This window comes from Clostridium sp. AF19-22AC (genome assembly GCF_003479085.1).
Lineage (GTDB): Bacteria > Bacillota > Clostridia > Lachnospirales > Lachnospiraceae > Faecalicatena_A > Faecalicatena_A orotica.
The window spans coordinates 44,581-69,215 of the sequence record NZ_QUGN01000031.1 but is presented as its reverse complement, the minus strand read 5'-3'; the positions used below and the strand labels follow the sequence as shown (position 1 = coordinate 69,215).

General features: G+C 46.6%; 18 protein-coding genes and 1 riboswitch. Of the genes, 3 read left to right on the top strand and 15 right to left on the bottom strand.

Annotated features, from left to right (window positions below; genetic code table 11):
- Nucleotides 1-143: 143 nt before the first annotated feature.
- The 15 genes from grdD to DWX43_RS24060 form a co-directional block, all read right to left on the bottom strand.
- The gene (gene grdD / locus DWX43_RS24130) at nt 144-1,322 is read right to left on the bottom strand and encodes a glycine/sarcosine/betaine reductase complex component C subunit alpha (protein ID WP_118622398.1); all 1,179 of its coding nucleotides are present in this window, start codon (nt 1,320-1,322) and stop codon (nt 144-146) included.
- A gap of 14 nt (nt 1,323-1,336) precedes the next feature.
- Nucleotides 1,337-2,878: a glycine/sarcosine/betaine reductase complex component C subunit beta gene (grdC, locus tag DWX43_RS24125; protein WP_109730729.1), complete on the bottom strand. Its 1,542-nt coding sequence runs from the start codon at nt 2,876-2,878 to the stop codon at nt 1,337-1,339.
- 160 nt (nt 2,879-3,038) lie between these two features.
- Entirely contained in the window at nt 3,039-3,509 is a 471-nt protein-coding gene (grdA, locus tag DWX43_RS24120) for a glycine/sarcosine/betaine reductase complex selenoprotein A (RefSeq protein ID WP_109730730.1), read from the bottom strand.
- Nucleotides 3,510-3,578: 69 nt separating this feature from the next.
- A complete protein-coding gene (locus DWX43_RS24115) occupies nt 3,579-3,896 on the bottom strand; it encodes a thioredoxin family protein (protein WP_109730731.1) in 318 nt (105 codons plus the stop codon).
- A gap of 50 nt (nt 3,897-3,946) precedes the next feature.
- On the bottom strand, nt 3,947-4,891 hold the full coding sequence (gene trxB / locus DWX43_RS24110) for a thioredoxin-disulfide reductase (protein ID WP_109730732.1): 945 nt from the start codon (nt 4,889-4,891) through the stop codon (nt 3,947-3,949).
- A gap of 86 nt (nt 4,892-4,977) precedes the next feature.
- Entirely contained in the window at nt 4,978-6,288 is a 1,311-nt protein-coding gene (gene grdB / locus DWX43_RS24105; protein ID WP_109730733.1) for a glycine reductase complex selenoprotein B, read from the bottom strand.
- 15 nt (nt 6,289-6,303) lie between these two features.
- Nucleotides 6,304-7,584, bottom strand: coding sequence for a glycine/sarcosine/betaine reductase component B subunit (locus tag DWX43_RS24100; RefSeq protein ID WP_207657856.1), 1,281 nt, complete (start codon nt 7,582-7,584; stop codon nt 6,304-6,306).
- 154 nt (nt 7,585-7,738) lie between these two features.
- Nucleotides 7,739-8,125, bottom strand: a complete 387-nt coding sequence (locus tag DWX43_RS24095; RefSeq protein ID WP_109730847.1) for a GrdX family protein — start codon at nt 8,123-8,125, stop codon at nt 7,739-7,741.
- A 139-nt stretch (nt 8,126-8,264) separates the two neighbouring features.
- Nucleotides 8,265-8,376: riboswitch (glycine riboswitch) on the bottom strand.
- A 235-nt stretch (nt 8,377-8,611) separates the two neighbouring features.
- The gene (locus tag DWX43_RS24090) at nt 8,612-9,367 is read right to left on the bottom strand and encodes a response regulator (RefSeq protein ID WP_118622396.1); all 756 of its coding nucleotides are present in this window, start codon (nt 9,365-9,367) and stop codon (nt 8,612-8,614) included.
- Between the two features lie 34 nt (nt 9,368-9,401).
- Nucleotides 9,402-10,268, bottom strand: coding sequence for a carbohydrate ABC transporter permease (locus tag DWX43_RS24085; protein ID WP_109730735.1), 867 nt, complete (start codon nt 10,266-10,268; stop codon nt 9,402-9,404).
- Nucleotides 10,269-10,282: 14 nt separating this feature from the next.
- On the bottom strand, nt 10,283-11,170 hold the full coding sequence (locus DWX43_RS24080) for a sugar ABC transporter permease (protein ID WP_109730736.1): 888 nt from the start codon (nt 11,168-11,170) through the stop codon (nt 10,283-10,285).
- An 87-nt stretch (nt 11,171-11,257) separates the two neighbouring features.
- Nucleotides 11,258-12,598 carry an extracellular solute-binding protein gene (locus tag DWX43_RS24075; protein ID WP_118622394.1) on the bottom strand — a complete coding sequence of 447 codons (1,341 nt, stop codon included), beginning with the start codon at nt 12,596-12,598 and terminating at the stop codon, nt 11,258-11,260.
- A 78-nt stretch (nt 12,599-12,676) separates the two neighbouring features.
- Nucleotides 12,677-14,446: a histidine kinase gene (locus DWX43_RS24070; protein WP_118622392.1), complete on the bottom strand. Its 1,770-nt coding sequence runs from the start codon at nt 14,444-14,446 to the stop codon at nt 12,677-12,679.
- Nucleotides 14,447-14,472: 26 nt separating this feature from the next.
- Entirely contained in the window at nt 14,473-15,897 is a 1,425-nt protein-coding gene (locus DWX43_RS24065; RefSeq protein WP_118622390.1) for a phosphoglucomutase/phosphomannomutase family protein, read from the bottom strand.
- Nucleotides 15,894-18,374: a N,N'-diacetylchitobiose phosphorylase gene (locus DWX43_RS24060; protein ID WP_118622388.1), complete on the bottom strand. Its 2,481-nt coding sequence runs from the start codon at nt 18,372-18,374 to the stop codon at nt 15,894-15,896. The genes DWX43_RS24065 and DWX43_RS24060 overlap by 4 nt, the downstream gene beginning before the upstream one ends.
- Nucleotides 18,375-19,362: 988 nt before the next feature.
- Here DWX43_RS24060 and DWX43_RS24050 point away from each other — a divergent pair.
- From DWX43_RS24050 to DWX43_RS24040, 3 genes are all read left to right on the top strand, one after another.
- The gene (locus DWX43_RS24050) at nt 19,363-20,784 is read left to right on the top strand and encodes a PTS mannitol transporter subunit IICBA (RefSeq protein ID WP_118622386.1); all 1,422 of its coding nucleotides are present in this window, start codon (nt 19,363-19,365) and stop codon (nt 20,782-20,784) included.
- A 77-nt stretch (nt 20,785-20,861) separates the two neighbouring features.
- A complete protein-coding gene (locus DWX43_RS24045; protein ID WP_118622384.1) occupies nt 20,862-22,241 on the top strand; it encodes a PTS mannitol transporter subunit IICB in 1,380 nt (459 codons plus the stop codon).
- 4 nt (nt 22,242-22,245) lie between these two features.
- Complete coding sequence (locus DWX43_RS24040) at nt 22,246-24,336, top strand: BglG family transcription antiterminator (protein ID WP_118622382.1); 2,091 nt, start codon at nt 22,246-22,248, stop codon at nt 24,334-24,336.
- Nucleotides 24,337-24,635 lie beyond the last annotated feature (299 nt).

Genomic DNA, 24,635 nt, shown 5'->3' with positions numbered 1-24,635 from the left:
TTTATTATTTCACTTGTCTACCTAGAAGGGAGCATATCAAAATGGTGATTACTCATCATTTTGCAGCACCCTATTACATTGTCCTATTCCTCCACGATTGTCCATACGCGGACCGGAAGACCGGCCGCCTTACACAAGCCGCTTTAATCCGCGATATATCCGCCCTTTTTCAGCTCTTCCTTTGCTTTCGCAAGGTTTGCATCGGCTACAAGGATAATCGGTCCTGTACAGCCCATTCCGCTTTCTGCATACACTCCGATCTTCCAGAGTGCCTGAACGCCGTCTTCCAGATCCATGATCTCGATTCCCGCGATCTGTGCAGTAACTACTTCTTTTGCCGGCGCTGTTACAACTTCCTGTGCCACTGCGGATTTGTCAGAAGCTTTTCTGGCTGCAAGTATATCTGCAAGTCCTGCTTTATTTGCTGCTGCAAATTCTGCTGCTGCCACTTCGAAAATTCTGCCTTTTACAAGCTGCGCCGCATAACGGATCGCTCCTGCAATGAGAGGCGCCCCTGATGCACGTGAAATGATCATGACAAGCTGGTCATACCCCTCGCCGATTCCCGGGCCATATCCGTATCCTGATGCTTCATAGCTGCCGCCTGTTGTGAAGGAGGACAGCATTTTGATCAGGATATTTCCGGATAAGGAATCACATACCATGATGTCCGGTGTCCCCTGAAGGACATCGTTTCCTCTCATGACACATCCGCCGTCAGCTCTTGCTGACTCAGCAAAATTGATATGATAGCCGTTATCTTTTAACTGCTTCAGGGCGATCTCTGTCTGGCGCGCTCCGTCCACATTCAGAATTCCGACTGTAGGTTCTGCATTTCCGCATGCTTTTGCTGCAATGATTCCGTAAATTGCATTTTTGATCATGCCTTCAATACGGTCAGCACTGGATGTACCCGTTGTTGTTGCCACATACATCTCTCTGCCCCTGCCCGGTGTCACAGCGCGTCCTACTGTAGATACGCCGATCGGGAACGGGTAATGCATGGTAACTGCTCCGTCTACTTTCTTTTCTTTCAGAAGTTCTTCCATCTTCTTGTGGGCCGCTTCTTCATCTTCAACCTTTACAGTGATAACATTGCCTGAAGAATTTCCATTCTCTTCTGACTCTAAAGTTCCAATGTAATATACATCTATTCCGTCTTTTGCAGCGGCAATTGCTGCTTCCATTGCGTTTGCTTCACCATGTTCGCTGCCCATGCCTGTCAGTGCAATTTTCGGTCTTTTACCGAAGCTTCCTGTCTCCAGGCCCTCCGCCATCTGAAGGAAGGTATCGGCGATCATTTTCTGAATATTATCTGCCATAGTCACTGCCTCCCTTACTCTGCCAGTAAAGAAGCTGCAAAATCCTTCATTGCGTTTGCGATCATCTTCTTTACTTCATCCTCTGAAACACCTGCGTCTGCTGCACTCTCCTGTGCTGCTGTATTTCCGTGCATTACAAAGGATACACCATCGAATAAGTTTGTCATTCTTCCAAGGAACAGACTTCCCTTACCGATGATCATTGCATTATTGATCCGGCCTTCTTTGATGTCTTCACTTGCGAATCCGATATAAGGCACACCTGAAGGAATATGTCCCTGTGTAGGAGCCCATCCGGTAAGTCCGTGTGAAGCTGTGAAATCAGCCAGTGCTTTTCTGTCGAGCTCGCCGCGTTTTACAGCAAGCGCACCAATCATCTTGTAATTGGCAAGCGGAACATCTCCTGCACCTGCCGGTTTTGTGATGTCCGGGTTCTGGAGCTCCGGTGCAAATTTGTCAATATCTGTAATCTTCATGCCCACTCTGTCAAGTGATTCTGTTACAAGGCTTCCGATAACTGCCTGCGGTGCAGAACCGGTTCCTACACTGTGGCGTCCCAGAAGATTCAGGTCGATCTCAGCGCTGACTCCGTCATTTTCAGAAATAACAACAGCAAATCCGCCGAGGCAGTCTTCTAAGATTGGAAGGCCTTTCTTGATGTGGTCCTTTCCGTTCATTCCCAGTTTCGCGGTACATCCGCCTGCTGTTACAACAACTGTCTTGTACGCACCTGATTTAACCAGTGCTGCCGCTTCAATTACTGCGTGTACAGGTGCCGCACAGAATCCTCTTACGTCTGATCCGGATGCGCTGACAAGTCCTGCCACTTCGGCTGCCGCCTTTGCAAAGTTTCCGCCGCCTCTCTGGTTCATATCGCCGCATGCTTCCTCTGCACAGTCGATAACATATTCAACATCAGACTTCTCAATTCCTGCATTGCGTACTGCATAAAGCAGGGCAAGAACGCTGGATGCCTTGCTCATCAGGTTTTCATGCATAACATGTGAAGATAAATTCACATCAATATCATGTGCCGGTTTTACACATCCAACCAATTTATTCTGGAAGTACAGGCCCTCTGCGTGATCATTGTTTACGAATTCTTCGATCTCAGAGAGTTCAGCGCCTTCCGTGATTTTTTCTACGATATCTTCTGAAATGATCGGGTTTTTCGCAAATGCTTCTTTGTATTCTGCAACAAAACCTTTTTCCAGTTTTACAACCTCGAACATGTCACATGCCTGTACAAGGAATAAGAATTCTTCCTCCGGCATGATCTCACCAAATTTTCCGTAACGGCCGGCATCTTCTTTCTTCTTGTCATACCACGGAAATTCTACCCCTGTAAGCTCATCAGGATGTACATTTCCGATATAAGTCTGGTTCGGCCAGTAGGAAACTGCTTCCTCATAGGAACGCAGGTGGTTTGGCACTTCTTTTAAATACTCTGATTCCGGGTTTACAATCTTCTCTGTTGTCTGTGTTGTACCATTATATAAAACCATATCAGGAGTATGTACTAATACATAGCTTGCTCCTTTAATTACACTGTTCATTGGTTTTCCGCCTTTCTTAAGCTCATTTAATTTGATTCGTGATATAAATTCCGGTAAGGAACTGCATTACAGGAAAAAAAAGAAGGCAGGCCCTTATCGGGTACACTTAAGGCCTGCCCCTCTTAACTTGTGAAGTAGAACTAACAGTCTATAAGTTTTATTAGAACTTGCAGTACTGCTCTCTGATGTCGGTCATTTCATTGATAATATCATCAACATCGAGTACCATTTCCATCATACTGATCTGTTCATCATAAACGGCTTCATCAAATTCTTCTTTCATCTCTGGTTCACATACGTGATATACCTGAAGTCCAAGCTGGACTCCTGTCAATGGACCTGCAAAAGTAGGATCACCTGCTGTTACAGTCTCAGCTGCAAGACCTGCAGCTTCGCCTTCTGCAGCACCGAGAACTACTACTAAGTTCTCTGCACCGTATTCGTCAGCAAATTCTTTTACCCTCTTCTGATTCTCTAAGTCCATTGCGCCTGCACTCGTTCAGACGAAACATTCCGTGGATGAAAATACGATTTCAGCGCCGGCAGTTTTTACACATTCTGCGATAGCCGGTCCCGGAATTCCATCACGGTCTCCGATAATTATTGCTTTTTTACCTTCTAAGATAGCCATAATTATTCGATCTCCTTTCTTGTAAGTTATATCACTCATCTTGTAATCTATGATCTAGAAAACATCTGATTAGATGTATTTCTTAATCATTGCTTCAATGCTCTCCGGAGTAGCATCATCTTTCACTACTTCGTCGATCTTCTCTCCGCCTTTGTAAATTGCCATAACAGGAAGTCCAAGAACTTTCTGTGCAATCGCAAGACGACGTGCTTTTGTTGTATTCAAAGATGTAAATTTCATCTTATCGCCATATGTCTCTGCAAATTCATGTACCTTCGGCATCAGTGCCTGGCATGGCACACAGCCGTCTCCGTAGAAATCTACGAATACATATCCTTCTGCTTTTAAAACTTCTTCCTCAAAATTAGTCTTATCCAAATCTACCATTGGTCAAACCCTCCATTCTTGTAAAGTACTTCCTTTGGTTACTGTATGTCCTAGAAATAATCTGACATACTTCTTTCCACCTGAACGGCTGCGATTGCGCCGTCAGCAGCCGCTGTTACAACCTGTCTCAGGCTCTTGATGCGGACATCTCCTGCCGCATAAACACCCGGGATATTAGTATGCATATCAGCGTCTGTTTTGATGTATCCTCTCTCGTCCATGTCAATGATTCCCTTGAACACGTCAGAGTTGGGAACTGTTCCAATGAACCCGAACAGGCCGAACATTCCATCATCCGGATCAGCCTCTACTGTTCTGATCTCTCCTGTCTTTACATTCTTCACTGTCATAGACTGAAGAATATCGTCACCGAAAAGCTCTTCCACTACAGAATCCCAGAAGAATTCGATCTTCGGATTAGCAAATGCCTTTTCCTGAATGGATTTTGCTGCACGCAGTTCATTACGTCTGTGGATAATGGTTACTTTTCTGGCAAACTTTGTGAGGTACATAGCCTCCTCAACTGCGGAGTCGCCGCCGCCTACTACATATACTTCAAAATCTTCAAAGAAATTGGCATCGCATGTTGCACAGTAAGATACACCCTTGCCCATAAACTCCCTCTCACCTTTACAGCCGATCGGTCTTGCATGGGCTCCTGTTGCGATGATTACATTCTTAGCCTGATATTCTGCTTTCTCACTCTTTAAGATCTTTACTTCGCCTTCCAGTTCAACCTCTTTGATTGTATCAGATACGCGCTCTGCGCCAAACTTTTCAGCCTGCTGTGTCATTCTCTCAATCAGTGACGGGCCTGACTCCCCATCTACGATCTGTCCCGGATAGTTCTCGATCTCATCTGTGATCGCGATCTGTCCCCCGTCCTGTCCTTTTTCGATGATCAGTGTGGACAGACGGCTCCTGCCTGCATATAATCCTGCTGCAAGTCCTGCCGGGCCTGCTCCCAGAATAATAACGTCATATATTTTGCTCATAACGAAAGTTTCCTCTCCTTCGCGAATTCAATTGCAGGAGATACTTTCCTGATTACTATTATCAGGAAGGTATCCCCCTTTTTATTTTACTCGAAAATCTTCTGTCCGTCTACTTCTGTTGTTAAAGCATTCAGTGCTTTTACAACAATCCTGCGGCGGAGTTCTTTTTCCTCTTCGTGGCTTAATGCCGGGTTTCCAAGAGGATGTGGTATCGCGATAGCCGGAACGATTCTGTTCGCCCCTACTGTCATAGAAATCGGTGTTACAGTACAGATATGTACTACAGGGATTCCCGCTCTTTCCACTTCTTTCACCATCGTTGCACCGCAACGAGTACAGGTGCCTCAGGTGGAGGTGAGGATGACTGCGTCTACGCCTGCCGCAAGCAGTTTCTGTGAAAATTCAGCAGCAAATGCTTTTGAGTTGGCAACGGACGTACCATTCCCCGTTGTTGTATAGAATTTGTTATGCAGTTCCCCGATAACGCCTTCTTTTTCAAGGTCACGAAGCACATCTACAGGCAGTACTCTGTCTGAATCTTTGTTTGCGTATACCGGATCGTATCCGCCGTGTGCTGTCTCGTATGTCTCTTCTGTCAGGTCATATACACCTGTGATATCGTACTCTCCGTAGTGTGATGCACTGGAGCTTTCGATATGGTCCGGATTTCCTTTCGGAACAATACCGCCTGATGTTACAAGGGCGATCTTTGCATGAGCTAAATCCTTTACTGCCGGATTCGGGTCAACTCTGTCGAAGTCTGGCATCGGATACTCTGTTACGAACGGTTTGTCATTCAGTTTCTTAAGCAGCATCTTTACTGCCCTCTGTGAACCTCTTTCTTTTTCAAAGAAGTTTACACGGATGCCGTTAGGCATGTAGCCTTCTTCTGCGGATGCACCGATCGGCTCGCCTTTTGCAAGCTTTAATGCCAGAGGTGCCATCTTAGAAACAGCGTCTCTCATGCCTGCCGCATTGTTTTTCGTAGCAATCATATATACCTGGTTCTTGAACATATCTGCACCAGGGTTCTCAACATACATACCTGTAAGTGCCGGGATTCCCAGTTCTTCCTGTACTGCAGCAGAGATTGTAGCACATGCCACGCCGTAACGTCCTGCGTTGAATGCCGGTCCTGCGATAAATACATCCGGAGCCTGCTCTTTTACCATAGCCAGAATGTCTGCTTTTGCCTTCTCCAGGTTCTCATTGAAATAAGAGTCACCGCACACGATTGTAGCGATAATCTCTGCATCATCTTTAAAGCTGGCTGTCAGTGCCATACCCGGTCCAACAACCTCTCCTACACGGATTTCTGCCGGATAATCAGCTTTTTCCTCTCCGCCAATCTGTGCGAAGAATTGATTAATATAATGAACAACTTTAATTTTAGCCATTTCTTCTCCTCCCCGCTATCTTGCACTCAGCTTGTTAAAGCCAGTTTCGTTTGTTGCGCCTGTGATAACCTGAAGCTCAACTTCCAAGCTTCCATCCTCGCGAAGAGTCTCTTCACTTGCACCTGCGATCTTAGTTACATAGTCCAGAGTACCGATCACCTTGTCCAGTTTAGGAAGAATGATCACCTGGTTTGCATTTCCGCCTGTGATAACAGCATCTGCTGCCGGGTCTGCGTCTGCGAGAGACTGGGATTTACCGTCACGTCCTGCATACTCATCTGTGATGATAACAGTCTTAACGCCTTCTGCCTCAATCTTCTTGCAGTTCAGGATCAGGTCTGTATCCGGATTTCCGAATCCTTCCTGAGAAACGATAACGCCGTCCAGATCAAGCATCTTGCAGAGCTTTGCTGTCCAGTCGGATGAACGGAGTTTGTCAGCTAAGTACACGTTCTCATTTGTAATGATCTGGCATACAAAGTTCAGAGTTTTTCCGTGCTGTTCGAATAAATCATGTACAACCGGATTGTTCAGGTGTACATATGTCGGGTTCTTGTCACATGCAGATACGCAGTTTCCTGATACAATCGCGCCGTCCATGATCTCTGTCGGGCTTAAGATTGTAGGAACGATTCTCTTTGCGTCTACGCCGTAAACATATGTGTCATGCAGAAGCCCCTGGCTCTGCAGCATCTGTACATATGCAACTCTCGGAAGGTCAGGATACTTCTCAATACCTTCTTTAATCGTGCATGTCTCATATACTTTTGTCTCATCAGGTGTCAGGTCGCGAGCTAATTCCCCAATATAAACTGCAACCCTGAATCCTGCAAGTCTCACTGCTTTTTCATAATCATGAGGTTCGATTCCCTCTTCCGGTTCACATACCATAACCAGGTTCTGTGTCTTTGAGAATGGTGTATATTCTGCTCCGGGGCCTGTCATATCAATGATACCTTCCTGGAATCCAACGATCTTGCCCGCTGTTACAACAGCCATTCCTTTCAGTGCATAAGTCTTGCCTTCTCCGACTGTATCAGTCTTAGAGATGACGCCCGGGAAAATTCCTCCTCTTCCCTCAACTTTTACTCTCGGTTCAATAACATCCTTTACCGGTGTGATTCTTACTGACTCTCCCGGTCTCGCAATATCAAGTGATACACTCTTAATCTTTTCCTCCTCCAGAGCAACTGCCTTCACAGCCTCCTCGGATACATAAAGGACTCCGTCTTCAATCTTTGACTCCGGTCCGAACTGGATATCCTTAATGTAAATGTGTCCCATTTCTAATCTCACTTGTCATGCCCTCCTCTCAATTATTTGATTACTATTCGCAGGTGCGAACAGTATCAGCATTTTCATAGTTTTCGTACAACTAGGCGATTCAAAACCTCTTTTGAACTTACTGGCGCTGGTGCTTCTCTTTGCAGCCGCCGCCATGTGCACCGGCCTACCAAAGGTCGGCTGATGCCAATCCACTTTCTAACAGGGTCCAGTCAATCATCTGAAAGTCTTTGTACACCCCGGCGCCGTACTTGTCTGACTTAAATTCAAACTTCCGGCAGGCCTGGATGGCACTTTCAATGATCTGTACGGACCAGTCATCCATCTTCTCCTTTCCTTTTGTAATTAGAATTGATTTGTATGGTGTTTCATTCGGCTTTACGCTTCCTGATAACGGATGTGTTAAAAGCCGGTGACCATCGTGGATTCTGTCTCTGACGTCTTTTAGAATCTCTTCGTAAGAAATCTCCCTGTATATGACTTCGTGCCCGTCTTTCAGCTTTTCAAAAACAAGTGGATTGTTGGTTATGACTATGTAGTTGCCTTTGCTCATGTTACCCTTCTTCTCCTTTGGCTTTTCAAAGATAAAAAAAGACAATTTAAACACGCCCGTGTATAAATCGTCCTCCTTTCTGTTTGTTTGCCCTGATTCCTTTGTTTTAAAAAGCGCTCAGCACAAGATTCAGAATGTGGTACGTTTCCCAGTCCTTTTGCCTGAAAGTTTCACCCGTATACGTTCACCCTCGTATACATGGCTTGCCTCTTCGGCGGCCGGTCTGTCCGGCTCTCTCTTGAAAAACATCATCCCACTATGCAGTTTACTTATAGACAACTAGAACCCAGTCTATTGCCTGTTTCTATAATAACCAATTGTTAAAAAATTTGCAAGCTCTCAGGAAAAATTTCATCAAATTAGTTATTCTGCACAACCTGTTTCCCTGTTTGTTCCCGTTTTTCCGTTCCAGAAATCCAATACATTTATGCAGATTGTATAAAAGAATATTTCTATACTATTTATAGACATTTTCAATAACTGATATCAGCCAAGCTTTTTATTCCTATACTCATTGGCAGACATTTCTGTATACTTCTTAAAGACTCTTGAAAAGTGTGCAATATCCAAAAATCCGACCATCTCCGCCACATCACCGACTCTTAAAGAAGGGTCCTTCAGAAGCTGTTTCGCCTCTTTTACCCTGATCTCATTCAGGAGTTCGCTGAAGCTCTTCTTCATATGCTTATTCAGGAGCTTGCTGAGATGCCACTGGCTCACATACATCTTGTCAGCCAGCTCGGATAAGGTAACCTTTTCCGCATAATGATTCTGCATATATTCCATAGCATTCTTTACGATAAAGCTTCCTGCAGTTCCTTCGGAATCCTCTTCCGTGTCCTCATGCCCTGCCGCTTCCGGCTGTTTCTTCTTCAGTTCGCTTACCATGAATTGAACGGCCTCTTCCAGTTCGGTGAGGTTGGATGGTTTTAAAAGGAATCTGCATACACCTAGACGGATGGCAGTCTGCGCGTAATCAAAGTCCCGGTAGCCTGTGAGTATGGCGATCATGGCATCGGGCTGTTCCACGCGGATTGCCGCGATCATCTTCAATCCGTCCATGCCCGGCATGGCGATGTCTGAGAAGATGATATCCGGTTCCTGTTCCCGGATCACCTTCACGCCCTCCATGCCGTCATATGCAGTCCCGGCCAGACGGCAGCCGTATTCTTCCCACTTAATCACACGGGACAAGCCTTCGACTATAATCGGCTCATCATCGATAATTACAACTTTATACATTTTCCCACCCTCATAAACAAGGCGTCCTGCGGATCTACCCTTTGATGGCTCCTGCAGTCATACCTTTGATAATATGCTTCTGTAATATAATATACACAATTATGACCGGAATGACAACTAATGCTACCGCTGCCGCCATAAGTCCGTAGTTGGTTCCCTCCATAGCAGTAAGCTCGTTCAGAAGGCGGGTGATAGCCCTCTGTTCCGGCAGGCGCAGCAGGAACATCTGTGTAAACAGGTCATTATAACTCCACAGGAATGAGAAAATCGCTACTGTCGCAAAAGAAGGTTTTGTCAGCGGCATCACCACCTTGAAGAAAATCTGGTAGGCATTGCACCCTTCCATGTATGCGGCTTCTTCCAGTTCAATTGGAAGAGACTTGATATAACCGCTCAGCACCACGATCGCAAATGACAGGTTCCCCGCGATCTGGGGCAGTGCCACGGATAAGAGGGAGAGCCACAGATTGTTTGTGTTGGCGATATGTATCGAATTCAGCATTCTGAATACCGGGATGATCGTCGAGAACACAGGGAACATCATGCCTGCTATGATCAGTGAGTAAACAAATTTCTTTAACCGGAAGCTGTAGCGGACGATGGCAAAGGATGCCAGCCCTGCCAGCAGAACTACGACAAGCGCTACGGTACAGGATATGATAATACTGTTCCGGTAAGCACTGAATATATTCAAACGTTCAAAGGCAGTTTTATAGTTAGATGTTGTAAACAGATCACCGACCGGCAGGGAAAATGAATTTGCCAGAATCTCGTTTTTTGCTTTAAATGAGTTCATGATGATCCAGAATATCGGATAAATTGTTGTCAGGGCCCAGAAGATGAGAATTGCATAAATCACTATCATGCCGGGTGACATACGTTTCTTTGTTTTTGTTTTCATGCCTTATCTCCTTCTTAGTAATCTGCTTCTTTGAACACTTTGTTGACGATTTTAGAGGTTACAATTCCAAGCACTACGATCACGACTGCGATTGCAGAGCTGTAGTCTACATTTTTCGTATTAAATGCCTGATAGTACATATAGGTACCGGTCAGCCATGTTTTGCCTAGCGGCATGCCCTTCGGGAACATAACCCACGGCAGGTCAAATACCTTCAGCGCTCCTGTTACTGCCAGGACAACGCATGTGCAGATGACATTTCTCAGCATCGGCAGTGTAATATACCTGATCCTCTGCCATCTTGTTGCACCGTCGATAGATGCGGATTCATATAATTCTTCCGGAATATTGTTGAGTCCGGTGATAAGGATTACAAAATAAAAACCTACATACTGCCACATAACCGGAAGCAGCATGATAACCAGCGCGTGTGCCGTATCTTTCCAGTCAGTCAGGGTTCCTTTTCCAAGGAATTCTAAAAGCTGGTTGACCATTCCCTTGTCATACAGGAAGATCAGGTTAAACATCAGACCTAATGCGGTAGCTGAGATAACAATCGGGAAGAAAAATACGGTACGGAAGAATTTTGCCCCCTTTTTGATGTTATCAACCATCAGTGCAAGTGCGACTGCGATTCCGACCTGGCCGACAATTGTTACAAGCATCATGATAATTGTGTTTAAGATTGCGGTCCGCATATTCGGGTCGTTGAACATTTTTACATAGTTCGTATACCAGGGGTCGTTCCATCCCTTGCTTGCAGCACCAAGGCTGGAAATATTCTGGAAACTGTTCAGAATATTTTTAACAAATGGATAGTAAAGAAAAATCACCATGAATATGAATGCCGGTATCAGGAACACAAACAGCGGTTTTTTGTTTCTGTATATATTAGATTCCATGACTCTGCCTCCTACTGAGTTTTAAAAACCGGAGGCGTGTCTGTTCACGGTTCTCACAGACACGCGCCCCGGTTATAAGTTTTATGCCTATTCTGCTGTCTGCTCTGCGTACATCTCAAGACCTTCCGCTACAGCGTCCTTTGCACTGACTTCTCCTGTAACGATCTGAGGCATACCGTCGAATGTTGATACCCTGCATTCTCCGTTGAAAATATCCTGTACTGCACCTGTCAGGGATGAAACACCTGCCATCATGTCAATGGCCTTGATCTGAAGGGAGTTAAACTCTGCATCATCTACTTCCGGAGCTTCCTTTAAGGCAGATGCTGTGTGCTGTGCGAATTTTGCAACCATATCGTCTGTTGTCATGTACTCTACGAATTTAACGGCTGCGTCTCTCTTAGCTTCATCGTCCCATGCTTTCTTTGTGATGTAATATCCTTCAGAAAGTCCGCCGATCAGGTCTGTTGCTTTTCTTTCCCCGTTAGTCGGAACATAAGTAACTGTGAATTTATCCAGTTTGTCTTTATCAAGTGTGGATGCATCATCCGGGTCTGACTGGCATGCTGAAGCGATACCGCCTACTTTCCATGAACCATCAATTAAGAATCCGGCTTTTCCGCTTGTAAACAGTGCAAATGTCTCATCATCTTTTGCTGATAATGTGTTTTCCGGGAAATATCCTTTTTCATACAGTTTCTTAATATCTTCCATACCTTCTACCCAGCCAGGTCCGTTGCCTTCATCTACACTCTTTGGAACCTCGAGATGGCTGTCAAGTGAAGTGTGGTTGAAGATACTGTATTCCCACCAGTAATGAGGGATCTCGCCCAGTGCAGATGCGATCGGCGTGTAGCCTGCTGCTTTGATCTTCTCACAGTCTGCCTCGAAATCAGCCCATGTGTAATCTGCTCCCGGAACTTCCACGCCTGCTGCATCCAGAACTTCTGTATTACAGAAGAGGCCTTCCCAGTATCCGTTTACCGGAACCGCATATTTCACATCATCTACCAGTGATGCCGGTATCAGGTCGTCATTCATATTAGATGCATAGTCTGGATATTCAGCCCTGATATCGTCTATAGAAATAACTTTTCCTTCTTCGATAAATGAATTTGCATCTGCCCCGTTAAAAAAGAACAGTACGTCCGGTTCTGAACCAGCCTGGAAATCTGTCTCGATACGTGCCTTAAATGTTTCGTCTGAAACCGCGGATGAATCGTTAATCTTGATTCCAGTCTCTTCCTCAAATGCGGAAACGGCTTCTTTATAATTCGGTGCATTTCCATCTTCACCGGCAAATGTTGTTGTGACGCTTAAGGATAACTCCTCGTCCTTGCTGTCGCTTCCTTTTTTGGAACCACACCCTGCTGCCATTGTTCCAACCATTGCTGTTACAAGTAAAATTGAAACCACTTTTTTCTTCATAACTTCTCCTCCAATCGCTTATACATTCTGTATAATTTATACTTTTATTATGACGTTTTTTTAGGAAAAGTGAATAACTCAATCTGTGATTTCTTGCATTATCTTGCCATCTTCCCCGACAAGGATAGTCAAACGGGCACGGACATGGTTTTCATCCAGTTTTTCCATGCTTAGTCCGCACGGCTCCCCGTACAGAATCTTAAGCCTCTGGTTCACATTTGCAATCCCCAGACTGCCTGAAGCCTCTTTGCTTGTATCATAATCCACATCCAGAAGCCTCTCGACCTTTGCCTCGTCTTCCTTCGTCAGATGTGCCTCGTTCACAATTTCCAGATATAAGAACCTGCCTTCTTTACGGCCGGATAAGACGACCGTCCCCTGACCGTTTTTCACGACGCCATGTTCAATGGCGTTCTCGATCACAGGCTGCAGGATCAGCCTCGGAACCTTGTACTGCATGATTTCATCGGGAAGCTCTTTCTTAATCGTAAGACGTTTCCCGAGCCTTTCAGCAATGATATAGAGATAAGCATTCACATAGATCATTTCTTCGGACAAAAGTACCTCCGGCTGCTTTTTCCTGTCTATTCCTGCATCCATCAGCGTCGCCAGGGCCTCAATCATCTGCGACACCTTCTGATTCCCGGACAGGCGCGCCTCCCAGTTGATAATCTCCAGTGTGTTATTCATAAAATGTGGGTTGATGTGGGACTGCAGCGCCATAATCCGTGCATCCCTCAGTGCCAATTCTTCCTCATAGATATGGTCAAACTGGTATTTCAGCTTTTCTGACATCTTATTAAAAGAATCCGCAAGATAATGGAACTCCTTGCTCTCAGGTTCAAAATCCAGCTGATAGCCGAGATTTCCTTTTTCAATCTCCACGGCACCGTCCATCATCTTTTCAACCGGCTTTGTCACATGCCTGTAGAACACCCACAGAAGGATGGAAAGCAATGGGATCAGGCAGAGTACCATCCCGATCAGTATGGTTTTATATCCGTAAAACAGCGTGAAGGAGGAGCTGTCATCGAACCGGACAAGCGAAGTAATCCTGTGATCCCCTGCCAGCATGTCATGATAGATGCAGAGAATACCGTTGTCCCACGTATATCCGGAGACTCCCCCCATCTCCTCCTTTCCCGTTTCCTTCGCAGTAACCTCATCCCCAATTAGGCGGAGGTTACAGTCATCCACATGAAGTGTCACAGATGTCCCGGACGGGAAAACAGAATAGTTTTCAAAGCATTCATTTTTATTGATAAGCAGCACAAGTGTACCTGCATTTACATAGGATGGGCTGTAAAGATTACGCACCAGATACAGCCTGTTTCCGCTGCTGTAAAACTGCACCTTTGTATCAAGGTTCCCGGCCAGCGCCTCGACCGCCTCGTGGTCCTCGTCCCAGTATCTCTGTACCAGCTGGTAGGTCCCGCCCTCGCCGGTATTGTAAGCACTGCTGTTCAGTCTGGCCGGATCATCCCTGTACCACAGAATGGAGGCCTTAATGAGGCTGTCCCGCCCGTACCTGTCCCCCAGATAATACATACTGGATGCGAGCAGGTCGTGCTCCGGAATAGCCCCCTTCTTATACCTTACATAAAGGTCAGTAAGCGTCCCGTCATAAGATGCCTGACGGGACGCTTCTATTACCTTATTCAGACGCTCTGCGCTCACCTGGTCGTTGAACTTGAGCTGTTCGATCTGTTTCGAAATCTTGCTCTCAAACTGATTGCTTGAGATGTAATACACGTTTACCCCCGTGATCAGGATTAGGGGCAGAAGCCAGCATAAGACCATCAGTGCAATGATCCTTGACTTAATAGAAATCTTTCTTTTCGTCTTCATATGTTTCCTTTTCCCGGAAGCAGCGATCAGAGATCCAGAAATGTTTCAAATTCTTCACATAATGCTTTCGCCTGCATTTCATCCGGCATCTCGCAGAAGATACGCAGAAGTGGCTCTGTTCCTGAGAATCTGGCTATAATCCAGCCGCCGTTCTCGAAGTATACTTTGCACCCGTCCAGATAGGACACATCACGCATCGGCACATCGATTTTAGGCAAAAGCTTTTCTTCCATGAGCATATGGAAAATCTCTTCTTTGCGATCCTGCGTCATCTTATAATCCCGTTCTTCCATGTGAATCGTGCCATATTCCTTCTGGATGTCTTCCATAATCTGTGACATCTTCTTTCCTGTCACGGCGAGCATCTCGACAAGGAGCATTGCCGCATACACCCCGTCCTTGCCGTTGATGTGCCCGCGTACGGTCAGCCCTCCGGAAGATTCCCCGCCGAGGATTGCTCCTGTTTCCTGCATTTTAGCGGAAATGTGCTTAAATCCTACCGGGACTTCATAGCAGGTTTCGCCGAACCCTTCCGCCACTTTATCCAGCATATGTGTGGTTGCAACATTTCTTACAACCGGTCCCTTCCAACCTTTATATTTTACAAGATAGTAATATAATAACACCAAAATGTCATTGGCGTGCAGAAATCTTCCTTTGTCGTCAATTACACCGATCCGGTCCGCATCCCCGTCTGTTGCCAGTCCGATGTCACAGCCGTAATCAATCACATACGTCTTGAGAGCCCGCAGTGTCCCGTCCGTTGGCGCCGGGAGCCGCCCTCCGAACAAGGTGTCATGGCGTTCGTTGATAAGGTTTACATCGCACCTCGCCGTCAGCAGGATCGTTTTCAATGACGTCTGGCTGACCCCGTACATCGGATCGAGGGCAATGTTAAGACCCGCATCCCTGATCTTCTGCATATCAATATTGTCGATAATATTATCCAGATATTCATTCAGGGGATTGAACTCTTCTACAAGCCCTGCTTTTAAAGCCTTCTCATAGGGCATTGACGGCAGTGGTTTCCCTTGGAACTCATCCTCTATTTCTTTAATGTAACATTCAATGTCCTGCGTCTGGATCTCATTTGCATCCCTTCCGCCCTCTGTAAACACCTTGATCCCGTTATAGATGGCCGGGTTATGGCTGGCCGTCACCATCATGCCGTATGGCATGTTGTGTTTCATCACATAGAACATGACAAGCGGGGTCGGAACGGAACGATCAATAAACCAGACCTTGATCCCCTCCTCTGCGAAGATCTCACATGACCAGTAAATCGTTTCTTTCGAAAGGAAACGCCTGTCATATCCCATGACAATCCCTTTTTCCTCCACGCCTTCTGCCTTCATCTTCCTCGCCATCGCCTTTGCAAGTATCTGTATGTTCGCCTTTGTAAATTCATCTCCAATAATTGCTCTCCAGCCGCCTGTACCGAATGCTATCATAACTGTGCCTTCCTTTCTCCCATGATGATTCTGACTGTATGTTCTTTCTGATCTGTTAAAAGCGGGATCTGTGCCACAGACCTCTTTGCTGACTGTCCTGATGTATCTCCTTCTTTAACGAGCCCTGCACTGGAAAATGCCGGTGCGTAAGTTTCCCCGTCCAAATACAATTCCTTCACTCCTGACATGACGTGTTCCGGGTTCTCAACGATAATCTGATACCGGATCCCCCTCCAGACACGGCTTACTTCAAAGCCGTCCCATTGTGCCGGGATACACGGATCAATCTCCAGATATTCAAACTGCGGACGGATTCCCAGCATATACCTTGTCGCGGAAAAATACGCCCAGCCGCCGCTTCCTGTCATAAACGGATGCCTCGCCCGTCCATATGCGCTGTGGTCCTTCCCCATGATAAACTGGCAGTAGGAGTAAGGCTCTGCCTGCCGGATCTCAATCTTGTCGTTCTGGTAATACGGGCAGAGGGCATTGTAATACTCCATTGCCCGGTCTCCCCTTCCCAGACGGCATTCTGCCGCCCATGCCCACGGATTCGGGTGGCTGAAGACAGAACCGTTTTCCTTGACTCCGGGATATACCCTTGTCACAAAACCGATATCATCATCCGGCACGGTAAAGGACGGTGCGTTCAGCATAATCCCGTAAGGTGTGGACAGGTATTTCTGCACACTGTCCATTGCCTGGATTCCCTTCTCATAACTCGCCGCCCCGGACAGGACCGCCCATGCATTGGACTCCAGATGAATCTTCCCTTCCTTGTCCTTCGTCGTACCGATGCGCCTGCCGTTCTTCGTAATACCGCGGATGAACCACTCCTGATCCCACAGTTCCCGGCCGCATACTTCACGGACCGTCTGCTGCATTGCCTCATATTTCTTTACATTATCTGCATCCTGACGGAACCTTGCCAGCTCCAGAAAGTTCTCAATTGCCCAGTAATGAAGGAAGGATACGAGCGCACTCTCTCCACCGCCCAGATTCAGGCAGTCATTCCAGTCCGCACGTAAGCCTTTGCATACGCCGTCCTCTCCGACCTGTTTGAAAGAGAAATCCAGAATCTTCATCATATGCTCATACACGGTACCACTTCCGCCGTCCGCATAAGTCAGCACTTCATCGATAAACCCATATTCCCCTGTTTCCTTCACATACTCTGTGATTGCCGCGATCAGCCAGAGCGCATCGTCGGAACAGGTATCCTCCAGCCCGTGGATCATGTCCTCACGCTTCGGCTGGGGAACTACAGTCGGTGACTTAAAGGGCTTTTCCTCCGCCTCGGGGTCAAACCAGCGCGGTTCAAACAGGTGCAGTCCATACCCTTTTGATACGAGCCCCCTTAAGAGTTCCCCAAGGCGCTGGCGGCATTTTTCCGGATTGGAATGGGGTACTGTCATGGCATCCTGCGCCGTATCCCGGTAACCGAGGCCGGTCCTTCCTCCTACCTCAATAAAGGAAGCGAACCGGGAAAACATGACATTGATCTCTGCCTGATACAGCGTCCATGTGTTGATCAGCGTATTCATCCCCTCATTCGGCGTCTGAATCTGAAGTTTTCCACACTTCTCTTCCCAAAATGCTTTTAAATCCACATAAACCTGGTCGACATTGTGGAAAACCTGATACTTTTCCCTCATTTTCCTTCCTGCTTCCCGGCTGCCCTCCCCAAGCATAAATATTGCCCGGACCTCTTCTCCCGGTTTCAGTATTATCTTCTTATGAAGTGCCCCGCAGTGGTTATTTCCCTTTTCATAAGAGCCACTTAATGTCCCGCGTTCAACCCCCAAAGGATTGCTCTCGGAGCGGTAAGCACCGATAAACTCATCCCGCAGACAGTCAAAGCCGTCCGGTTCAAAATCGGCCGTAAAATACTGGTACCCGAATTCATCGTAATACAGGTCATGCTCGATAATCCCATCTTCATATGAAGAACCCGCAGAATAAAGACTCATCTGGAAATTCTGGTTGTCAAATTCAATGTGGTGGAAGGAAAATTCACAGTAAGAAAACAGGCTTAAAGACCGCTCTTTTGTACCTGTATTCTTCACCTTCACATCCCACAGCTCTACCGTATCTTCGATCGGGATGGACAGAGTCTGGCTCGCTTTAATCCCGTTATATTCACACTCATATCTTGTATAGGATAGCCCGTGTACACAACTATACTTTGCAGTATCCAGACTCTTGCCGACCGGCTGCCAGGAAATACTCCAGTAATCCCCGCTCTCATCGTCCCTCAGATACACGTAATGCCCCGGACGGTCCATCGGCACACTGTTCCCACGGAAACGCGTGATCCGGTGGTATTCCGGGGACTTATAAAACAGATAACCTCCCGCAGTATGATTGACTACCGCACACATATCCCGCACACCCAGATAATTCGTCCAGGATGCCGGCAGATCGACCCTGTCGATCACATATTCCCTTTTTTCACTGTCAAAATGACCATATTCCATAATAGAAACTCCTCCCGCCTGATATCATCTGATTTGATTATAAGCTTACAGTCCAAAAGAACCAACTGCGGGAAATGCGATTATTTGCATAAAATTGTGTAATAGTAACCATTATATATCATATACTAATACAGAGTTAAATTAAGCGTATTGACTTCTTATGTTAATTCTGTTATATTGAACTCAGTGATCGTGTTACGGAAACTTGCGAAGCCCGTAACCGGGGGAGAACCTGCGGGTCTCTCCCTCTTTTGTTTTTAAGGAGAAAAAATGTTGTCACAAAAGAAATTTTCTACTTTTTCAAAACAAGTCGAATGGCTCCAAAATGAAAAACACCTTATTATTTCAAATAAACAGTATGCAGAAGATGTATTGAAACATATTGGCTATTTTCCGTTAATGGGCGGTTACAAGCACTTGTTCAGGATTCCATTAACAAAAAAATGTATGCGCTCATGGAGAACGCTTATTTACTTACCGGACAATAGACAATATTTCTGATCTGCCATTACATAAGAAATTATCAGTACCAATAAACGGAATCCAATATCAATATGGAAAAAACGATTTATTTGCTGTGGTAATTGCTTTTCGCTATCTGATTCCAATCAGTGATTTTAGAATTTTCAAAAGAAATTTATCTGCTTTGATCGACCATGCTTCCAAAAATCTTGTCCATATAAACAATGATGAACTTCTTAACCGAATGGGCTTTCCTCCAAATTGGAAAGATATTACCCGTTATCGCTTAACACCATAAAAATACGGAGATTTGGCACTATTTTATAGCGCCAAATCTCCTTTTCTATTTGTTGAAACCTGCTCATTTAAAAGGTTATAATGAGTTCAGAACACAAGAGATTGATTGGCCAGTCATACCTCATTTTCAGCTTAGGCTGAAGCCCGCCCGAAGGGGCAGTAATTGTGAGATACGTATTAGCTATCTCCGTAAAAACAAGGTTTTTGAGATGAAAGAGGTGTGAAATCAATGAAAGAGAAAGTCCAGACTTTTGGCAGATTTTTAAGCGGCATGGTAATGCCGAATATCGGTGCCTTTATCGCATGGGGAATTATTACCGCCCTGTTTATAGAAACAGGCTGGCGTCCGAATGAAAGGTTTGCACAATTAGTGACTCCCATGTCAACAATGCTTCTCCCGCTTTTGATTGCCTATACAGGCGGAAATGTGGTGGCGGGACAGCGCGGAGGCGTCATCGGGGCCATTGCTACAATGGGTGTCATCGTAGGTTCCGATGTTCCGATGTTTATCGGCGCAATGATCGTGGGACCGCTGTCCGCATGGATCATTAAGAAGTTCGATAAGTTCATGGAAAATAAGATTCCGGCCGGTTTTGAAATGCTGGTCAATAATTTTTCACTTGGTATCTTCGGCGCAGTTCTGGCCCTGCTGGCAATGGTAGGAATCACGCCGCTTGTAGGCGCCCTCAACAGTGTTATGCAGGCAGGAGTCGGTTTCTTCGTCGACCACGGCCTGCTGCCGCTCACGAGTGTGTTTATCGAGCCGGCAAAGGTGCTGTTCCTGAATAATGCAATCAACCACGGGATCCTGTCGCCGATGGGAATCCAGCAGGTAGAAGAAATCGGAAAATCCCTATTCTTCCTTCTGGAGGCAAACCCGGGACCAGGCCTTGGAATCCTGCTCGCATACTGTATCGCAGGAAAAGGAAGTGCAAAAAGTTCCGCACCCGGCGCGGTCATTATCCACTTCTTTGGCGGTATCCATGAGATTTACTTCCCGTACATCCTCATGAACCCGCTCCTGCTCCTCGCTGTAATGGCAGGCGGTGCAAGCGGAATCTTTATCTTTAACCTCATGGGTGTAGGACTGACAGCCCCCGCTTCACCGGGAAGTATTTTTGCGCTGCTCATGATGGCTGAACGGCACAGCTATGCAGGGCTCCTGCTCGGAATCGCAGTATCTGCCGCCGTGGCCCTTATCGTCGCACTGCCGCTTCTCAAATTCATGGGGAAAGACACAAGCCTTGAAGAAGCACAGCAGAAAAAAGACAGCATGAAGAGACAGGCAAAAGGAATCGCTGAGCCGGCCGCTGCAGAAGGCTCTCTCGGAAACGATACGGCAAAAGACGGCGCCACACAGGGAAAAGTACACAAGATTGCCTTTGCCTGTGATGCCGGAATGGGGTCCAGCGCAATGGGTGCAACGGTTCTTAAGAAAAAGATAGCCGCCGCAGGACTTCAGGGAATCGAGGTTATTCATACCCCGGTATCTTCCATTCCTGCCGATGTCCAGATTGTTGTAACACACAGGGAACTGGGCGAACGCGCGGCCCGGAGTAATCCGAACGCAGAACGGATTCTGATCACGAATTTCCTTGCGGCCCCGGAATACGACGAACTGGTTCTTGAACTTAAAGGGCGAAATCAGTAATATGCATACTCTTTCATGAGCTCCCGATTCATGCTACAATAAAGATAATAATCCCAGAATCAAAAGGTGGATACAGGATGGAGCTGTTACGAAAGACAGGACGTTTTTATAAAGAAATCATCATAAATAATATAGGCATATTTATTTTCATCGGAATTCTGTCCGTAATCTTTCATGATTACGGATGGTTTCCTAATGAAAATATGTATGCCATTTCGCAGTTGGTTTACCACGTCGCCCTGCCAGTACTAATCAGCTTCGAGGGCGGAAGGAAGATCGGTGGGAACAGCGGAGGGCTCACAGCCGCCCTGGCGGTCTGCGGCATTGCAGCGGGTGGTACTGAGTCTGGCCTCTGGGGCGCGCTTCTGATCGGTCCCGCGGCCGGATTCCTCTGGAAGTACAGTTTTCAGTGGATTTCCTGTAAATGCAAGGCTTCCCTGCAGATGCTTGTCAAGAACCTCTGGATCGCGGTTCTGGCAGGTCTTATGGCGGGTATGGCTTATGCAGTTCTCACACCGGTTATGAACCAGTTTATCACACTTTTATCACGTTTTACCGACATGCTGGTGGAATTCGGGATGTTCGGGACTCTCGCTTTTATCATTGAGCCCGCAAAGGTATTTTTTCTGAACAACCTCATGAACCACAGCATTCTGGTTCCACTGGGAATGGGTCAGGCCGCCGCACATGGCAGTTCAGTTTTTTTTCTGCTCGAGGCAAATCCAGGCCCCGGATTCGGTATGCTTGGGGCCCTGTTCCTCTGCCATAAGGAAAAGCGGCAGGAATATGGCGCCGCTATGTTTACCCAGGCGGTCGGTGGGCTTCACGAGGTTTATTTTCCCTATGTACTGTCCAACCTCTGGCTCCTCCTTCCTCTGATGGCCGGAGGTTTTACCGGGAACCTTACTTTTCAGTATCTGCACGCCGGACTGCAGGGGCCTGTATCTCCCGGAAGTGTGGTCACGATCCTCTTGATGGCCGGAAAGAATACATGGCTTTTCGTTCTTGCCGGGCTGGCAGTCTCCACGGCAGTATCCTTTGCCGGAAGCCTGCTTGTGTTAAAGATGACCACTAAGAGCAACAATACCGTTTCAAAAGAAATAAGTAGTCATGATAAATCTCCCGTGAACAATATAAATGAGGAAAAAAATATGAAAATACAAAGAATTGCCGTGATCTGTGACGGTGGAGTCGGTACAAGCGCAATGGGTGCCTCCATCTTAAGAAGACGGCTGGCACAGGAAAAACTGACCGGCATTCAGGTGGACGCATATGCAGCAGACCTGATTCCTGACGGCATCGACCTGATTGTATGCCAGAAGGATCTGTATGACCATCTGCCGGAGAAACTCAAATCAGATATAGGTCCGTCGAGAGAGATTTATACAGCCGGCAGCCTCCTTACCGCCGCATCCTACGATGGGCTGGTTTGTCTGCTTCGAGAGAGAGGAAGGTAACAGTATGGATATTACCCCAAGGATCAAGCAAATATTACACGTGCTCCTTTCCGAAAAAGAGAGCATTTCCGTAAAGGATCTGGCCGCGAAGGTCGGTGTCAGCAAGCGGACCGTCCAGCGTGAGCTGGGTTATATCCAGAGTTCTTTGAAGCCCTATGATATCCGTTTCATGTCTAAGACAGGGGTCGGCGTGTGGCTGGAGGGCAGCGCGGAAGAAAAAGGGCGCCTGTTTGATGATATCAGCCAGGGTGACTCCTATGATGTCAGCAACCGGGAAGAACGCAGGAAACGGCTTATCTTAGAGGTCCTGAAGGAAAAAGGGCTGAAGAAACTGTTTTATTACAGCAGCCAGTTTCAGGTCAGCGAAGCAACCATAAGTACGGATCTGGAAGCCGTCGGGGAATGGCTGAACCGGTACGGCCTTTTTGTGGTGCGCAAACCCGGAAGCGGTATTGCAGTTGAAGGCAGTGAAGAGAACTACCGCCGGGCAATCCGGGCATTTATTGATGAGAACATCGATACCCGCCTGATCCGGGATGCCTATGAATCCGACAGCAGTCGGGAAAACTGCGAAGAATTTGCTAAAAGCAGCATGGGGAAGGTACTCAACGATGATATCCTGAAACGTGTCATCGGCTGTATTATGGGGATGAACCATACCCGTGTCCTCACATTGACAGAGAACTCTTATATTGGCCTGATTATCCATATTTCCATTGCCATCAACCGGATTCTTAAGGATGAAATGCTGGAAACCGCCGACGGCTGGAGCGGGGACCTCCATGAGGATGAGGACTATCTGCTGGCAAAGGAGATTGTCCTCAAACTGGAAGAGGAATTCGAGATTGAGATACCAGAGATAGAAATCTCTTATATCTGCCTTCACATCAAAGGGGCCAAACACGAAAAGATTTCATGGGCCGACGGAAAAACGGTTGAGATGGGTAACCGTGAACTTCAGGATCTGCTGAATGAGATGATCGATGCATTCGACGCAGAAAAAGCCTATTACCTGAAACAGGATGATGAATTCATACAAGGGCTTCTTGCCCACCTGCAGCCTACACTGATCCGCCTCCTGCACGGGATGAAGATCCAGAATCCCATCTTAAAGGAAATTCAGGAGAGCTATCCGGATATCTATGAAAAATGCAGCAAGGTCGCACTCGTTCTAGGTGAAAAGACGCAGACTGCCGTCCCCGATGAAGAGACTGGATTTCTCGCGGTACATTTTGGGGCGGCGCTTGTCCGCCTGGAAGGCAAAAGCGAACAGATCCGCCAGGTGCATATCGGCGTCGTATGTTCCAGCGGAATCGGCATCTCCCGCCTGATGTCTTCCAAACTTAAGAAAGTATTTCGTGACCGGGTGGATATCACCGCCTATGGCAAAAACGACATTACGCCTTATATCATCGGTAAGACGGACTTTTTCATATCGAGTCTTCCGCTGGACCTGCAGGATGCCCCTGTTATTTATGTCAATCCGCTTCTCGGAGATGACGATATTGAAAAAAGCCGGCGCATGGTCTATCAGTATGAGCGGATGCCCGAAAAGCTGAAAACAGAGGATGAGTTCACCGTACAGCTCGAAGAAATCAACCTGGCCGCCGCCCAGATCAATGCCGTAATCAAATATATGGACTTCTTCAAGGTTGACAACTGGATCACTTTTAAGGAGCTTCTGATTGCCTTCGGGGAAAAACTCTCCCCCTACAGTGACCGGAGTGAACTGATACAGGAAGACATCATGAGGAGGGAAAAGATCGCCACGCAGGTCTTTGCAGAATTTGGTTTTGCACTCTTTCACACGAGGACAAAGGGCGTTGTAAGGCCCTGCTTTGGTGTGTGCATGACAAAAGACCTCACAGCCTTCATGGACCCTTACTTTAAGGGAATTAACGTCATCTTTGTCATGCTCGTGCCGGATGATGAAAATGTGCGGATCAACAATGAAATCCTCGGATACATTAGTACACTGCTGATCGAGGAGTATGATTTTATGGAAGTAGTCCTGAAAGGGGATAAAGAAGAAATAAGAGGGGTACTTTCGAAATATCTGAAGAAATTCTTTACCAAATATCTGGGGGGGCTGTAATACAGAGTCAGCCCCAGCGTAATCCTTATATCAAAATGAACGTAACAATGCTATCTTTTTAACCCTCTCGAATTCGAGGGGGTTAAATCTGAGTTATGATGTCTTTCCCATAATCCCAATATTACCTATAACTAAAACCTGTCTGTCAAGGCATAAAGATGCCCGCACCGCCTAGTTTTGGCACTATCTGATGGTGCCAAATCCCATCTTCTTTGAATTGAAAAACAGCCCCCAACCTCCCTATAATTAAGGCATAGACAAGAACGAAAACCAAAAGTCAATCCCAAAAAGGAGGATAA

Excerpts from the sequence above, each read along its gene's own strand:
- DWX43_RS24075 (WP_118622394.1), bottom strand. The coding sequence starts at position 12,598 with ATGAAGAAAAAAGTGGTTTCAATTTTACTTGTAACAGCAATGGTTGGA.
- DWX43_RS24050 (WP_118622386.1), top strand. The coding sequence starts at position 19,363 with ATGAAAGAGAAAGTCCAGACTTTTGGCAGATTTTTAAGCGGCATGGTA.
- DWX43_RS24085 (WP_109730735.1), bottom strand. The coding sequence starts at position 10,268 with ATGAAAACAAAAACAAAGAAACGTATGTCACCCGGCATGATAGTGATT.
- DWX43_RS24065 (WP_118622390.1), bottom strand. The coding sequence starts at position 15,897 with ATGATAGCATTCGGTACAGGCGGCTGGAGAGCAATTATTGGAGATGAA.
- grdD (WP_118622398.1), bottom strand. The coding sequence starts at position 1,322 with ATGGCAGATAATATTCAGAAAATGATCGCCGATACCTTCCTTCAGATG.
- DWX43_RS24095 (WP_109730847.1), bottom strand. The coding sequence starts at position 8,125 with ATGAGCAAAGGCAACTACATAGTCATAACCAACAATCCACTTGTTTTT.
- DWX43_RS24070 (WP_118622392.1), bottom strand. The coding sequence starts at position 14,446 with ATGAAGACGAAAAGAAAGATTTCTATTAAGTCAAGGATCATTGCACTG.
- grdC (WP_109730729.1), bottom strand. The coding sequence starts at position 2,878 with ATGAACAGTGTAATTAAAGGAGCAAGCTATGTATTAGTACATACTCCT.
- DWX43_RS24060 (WP_118622388.1), bottom strand. The coding sequence starts at position 18,374 with ATGGAATATGGTCATTTTGACAGTGAAAAAAGGGAATATGTGATCGAC.
- DWX43_RS24115 (WP_109730731.1), bottom strand. The coding sequence starts at position 3,896 with ATGGTAGATTTGGATAAGACTAATTTTGAGGAAGAAGTTTTAAAAGCA.
- DWX43_RS24090 (WP_118622396.1), bottom strand. The coding sequence starts at position 9,367 with ATGTATAAAGTTGTAATTATCGATGATGAGCCGATTATAGTCGAAGGC.
- DWX43_RS24040 (WP_118622382.1), top strand. The coding sequence starts at position 22,246 with ATGGATATTACCCCAAGGATCAAGCAAATATTACACGTGCTCCTTTCC.
- trxB (WP_109730732.1), bottom strand. The coding sequence starts at position 4,891 with ATGAGCAAAATATATGACGTTATTATTCTGGGAGCAGGCCCGGCAGGA.
- DWX43_RS24045 (WP_118622384.1), top strand. The coding sequence starts at position 20,862 with ATGGAGCTGTTACGAAAGACAGGACGTTTTTATAAAGAAATCATCATA.
- DWX43_RS24080 (WP_109730736.1), bottom strand. The coding sequence starts at position 11,170 with ATGGAATCTAATATATACAGAAACAAAAAACCGCTGTTTGTGTTCCTG.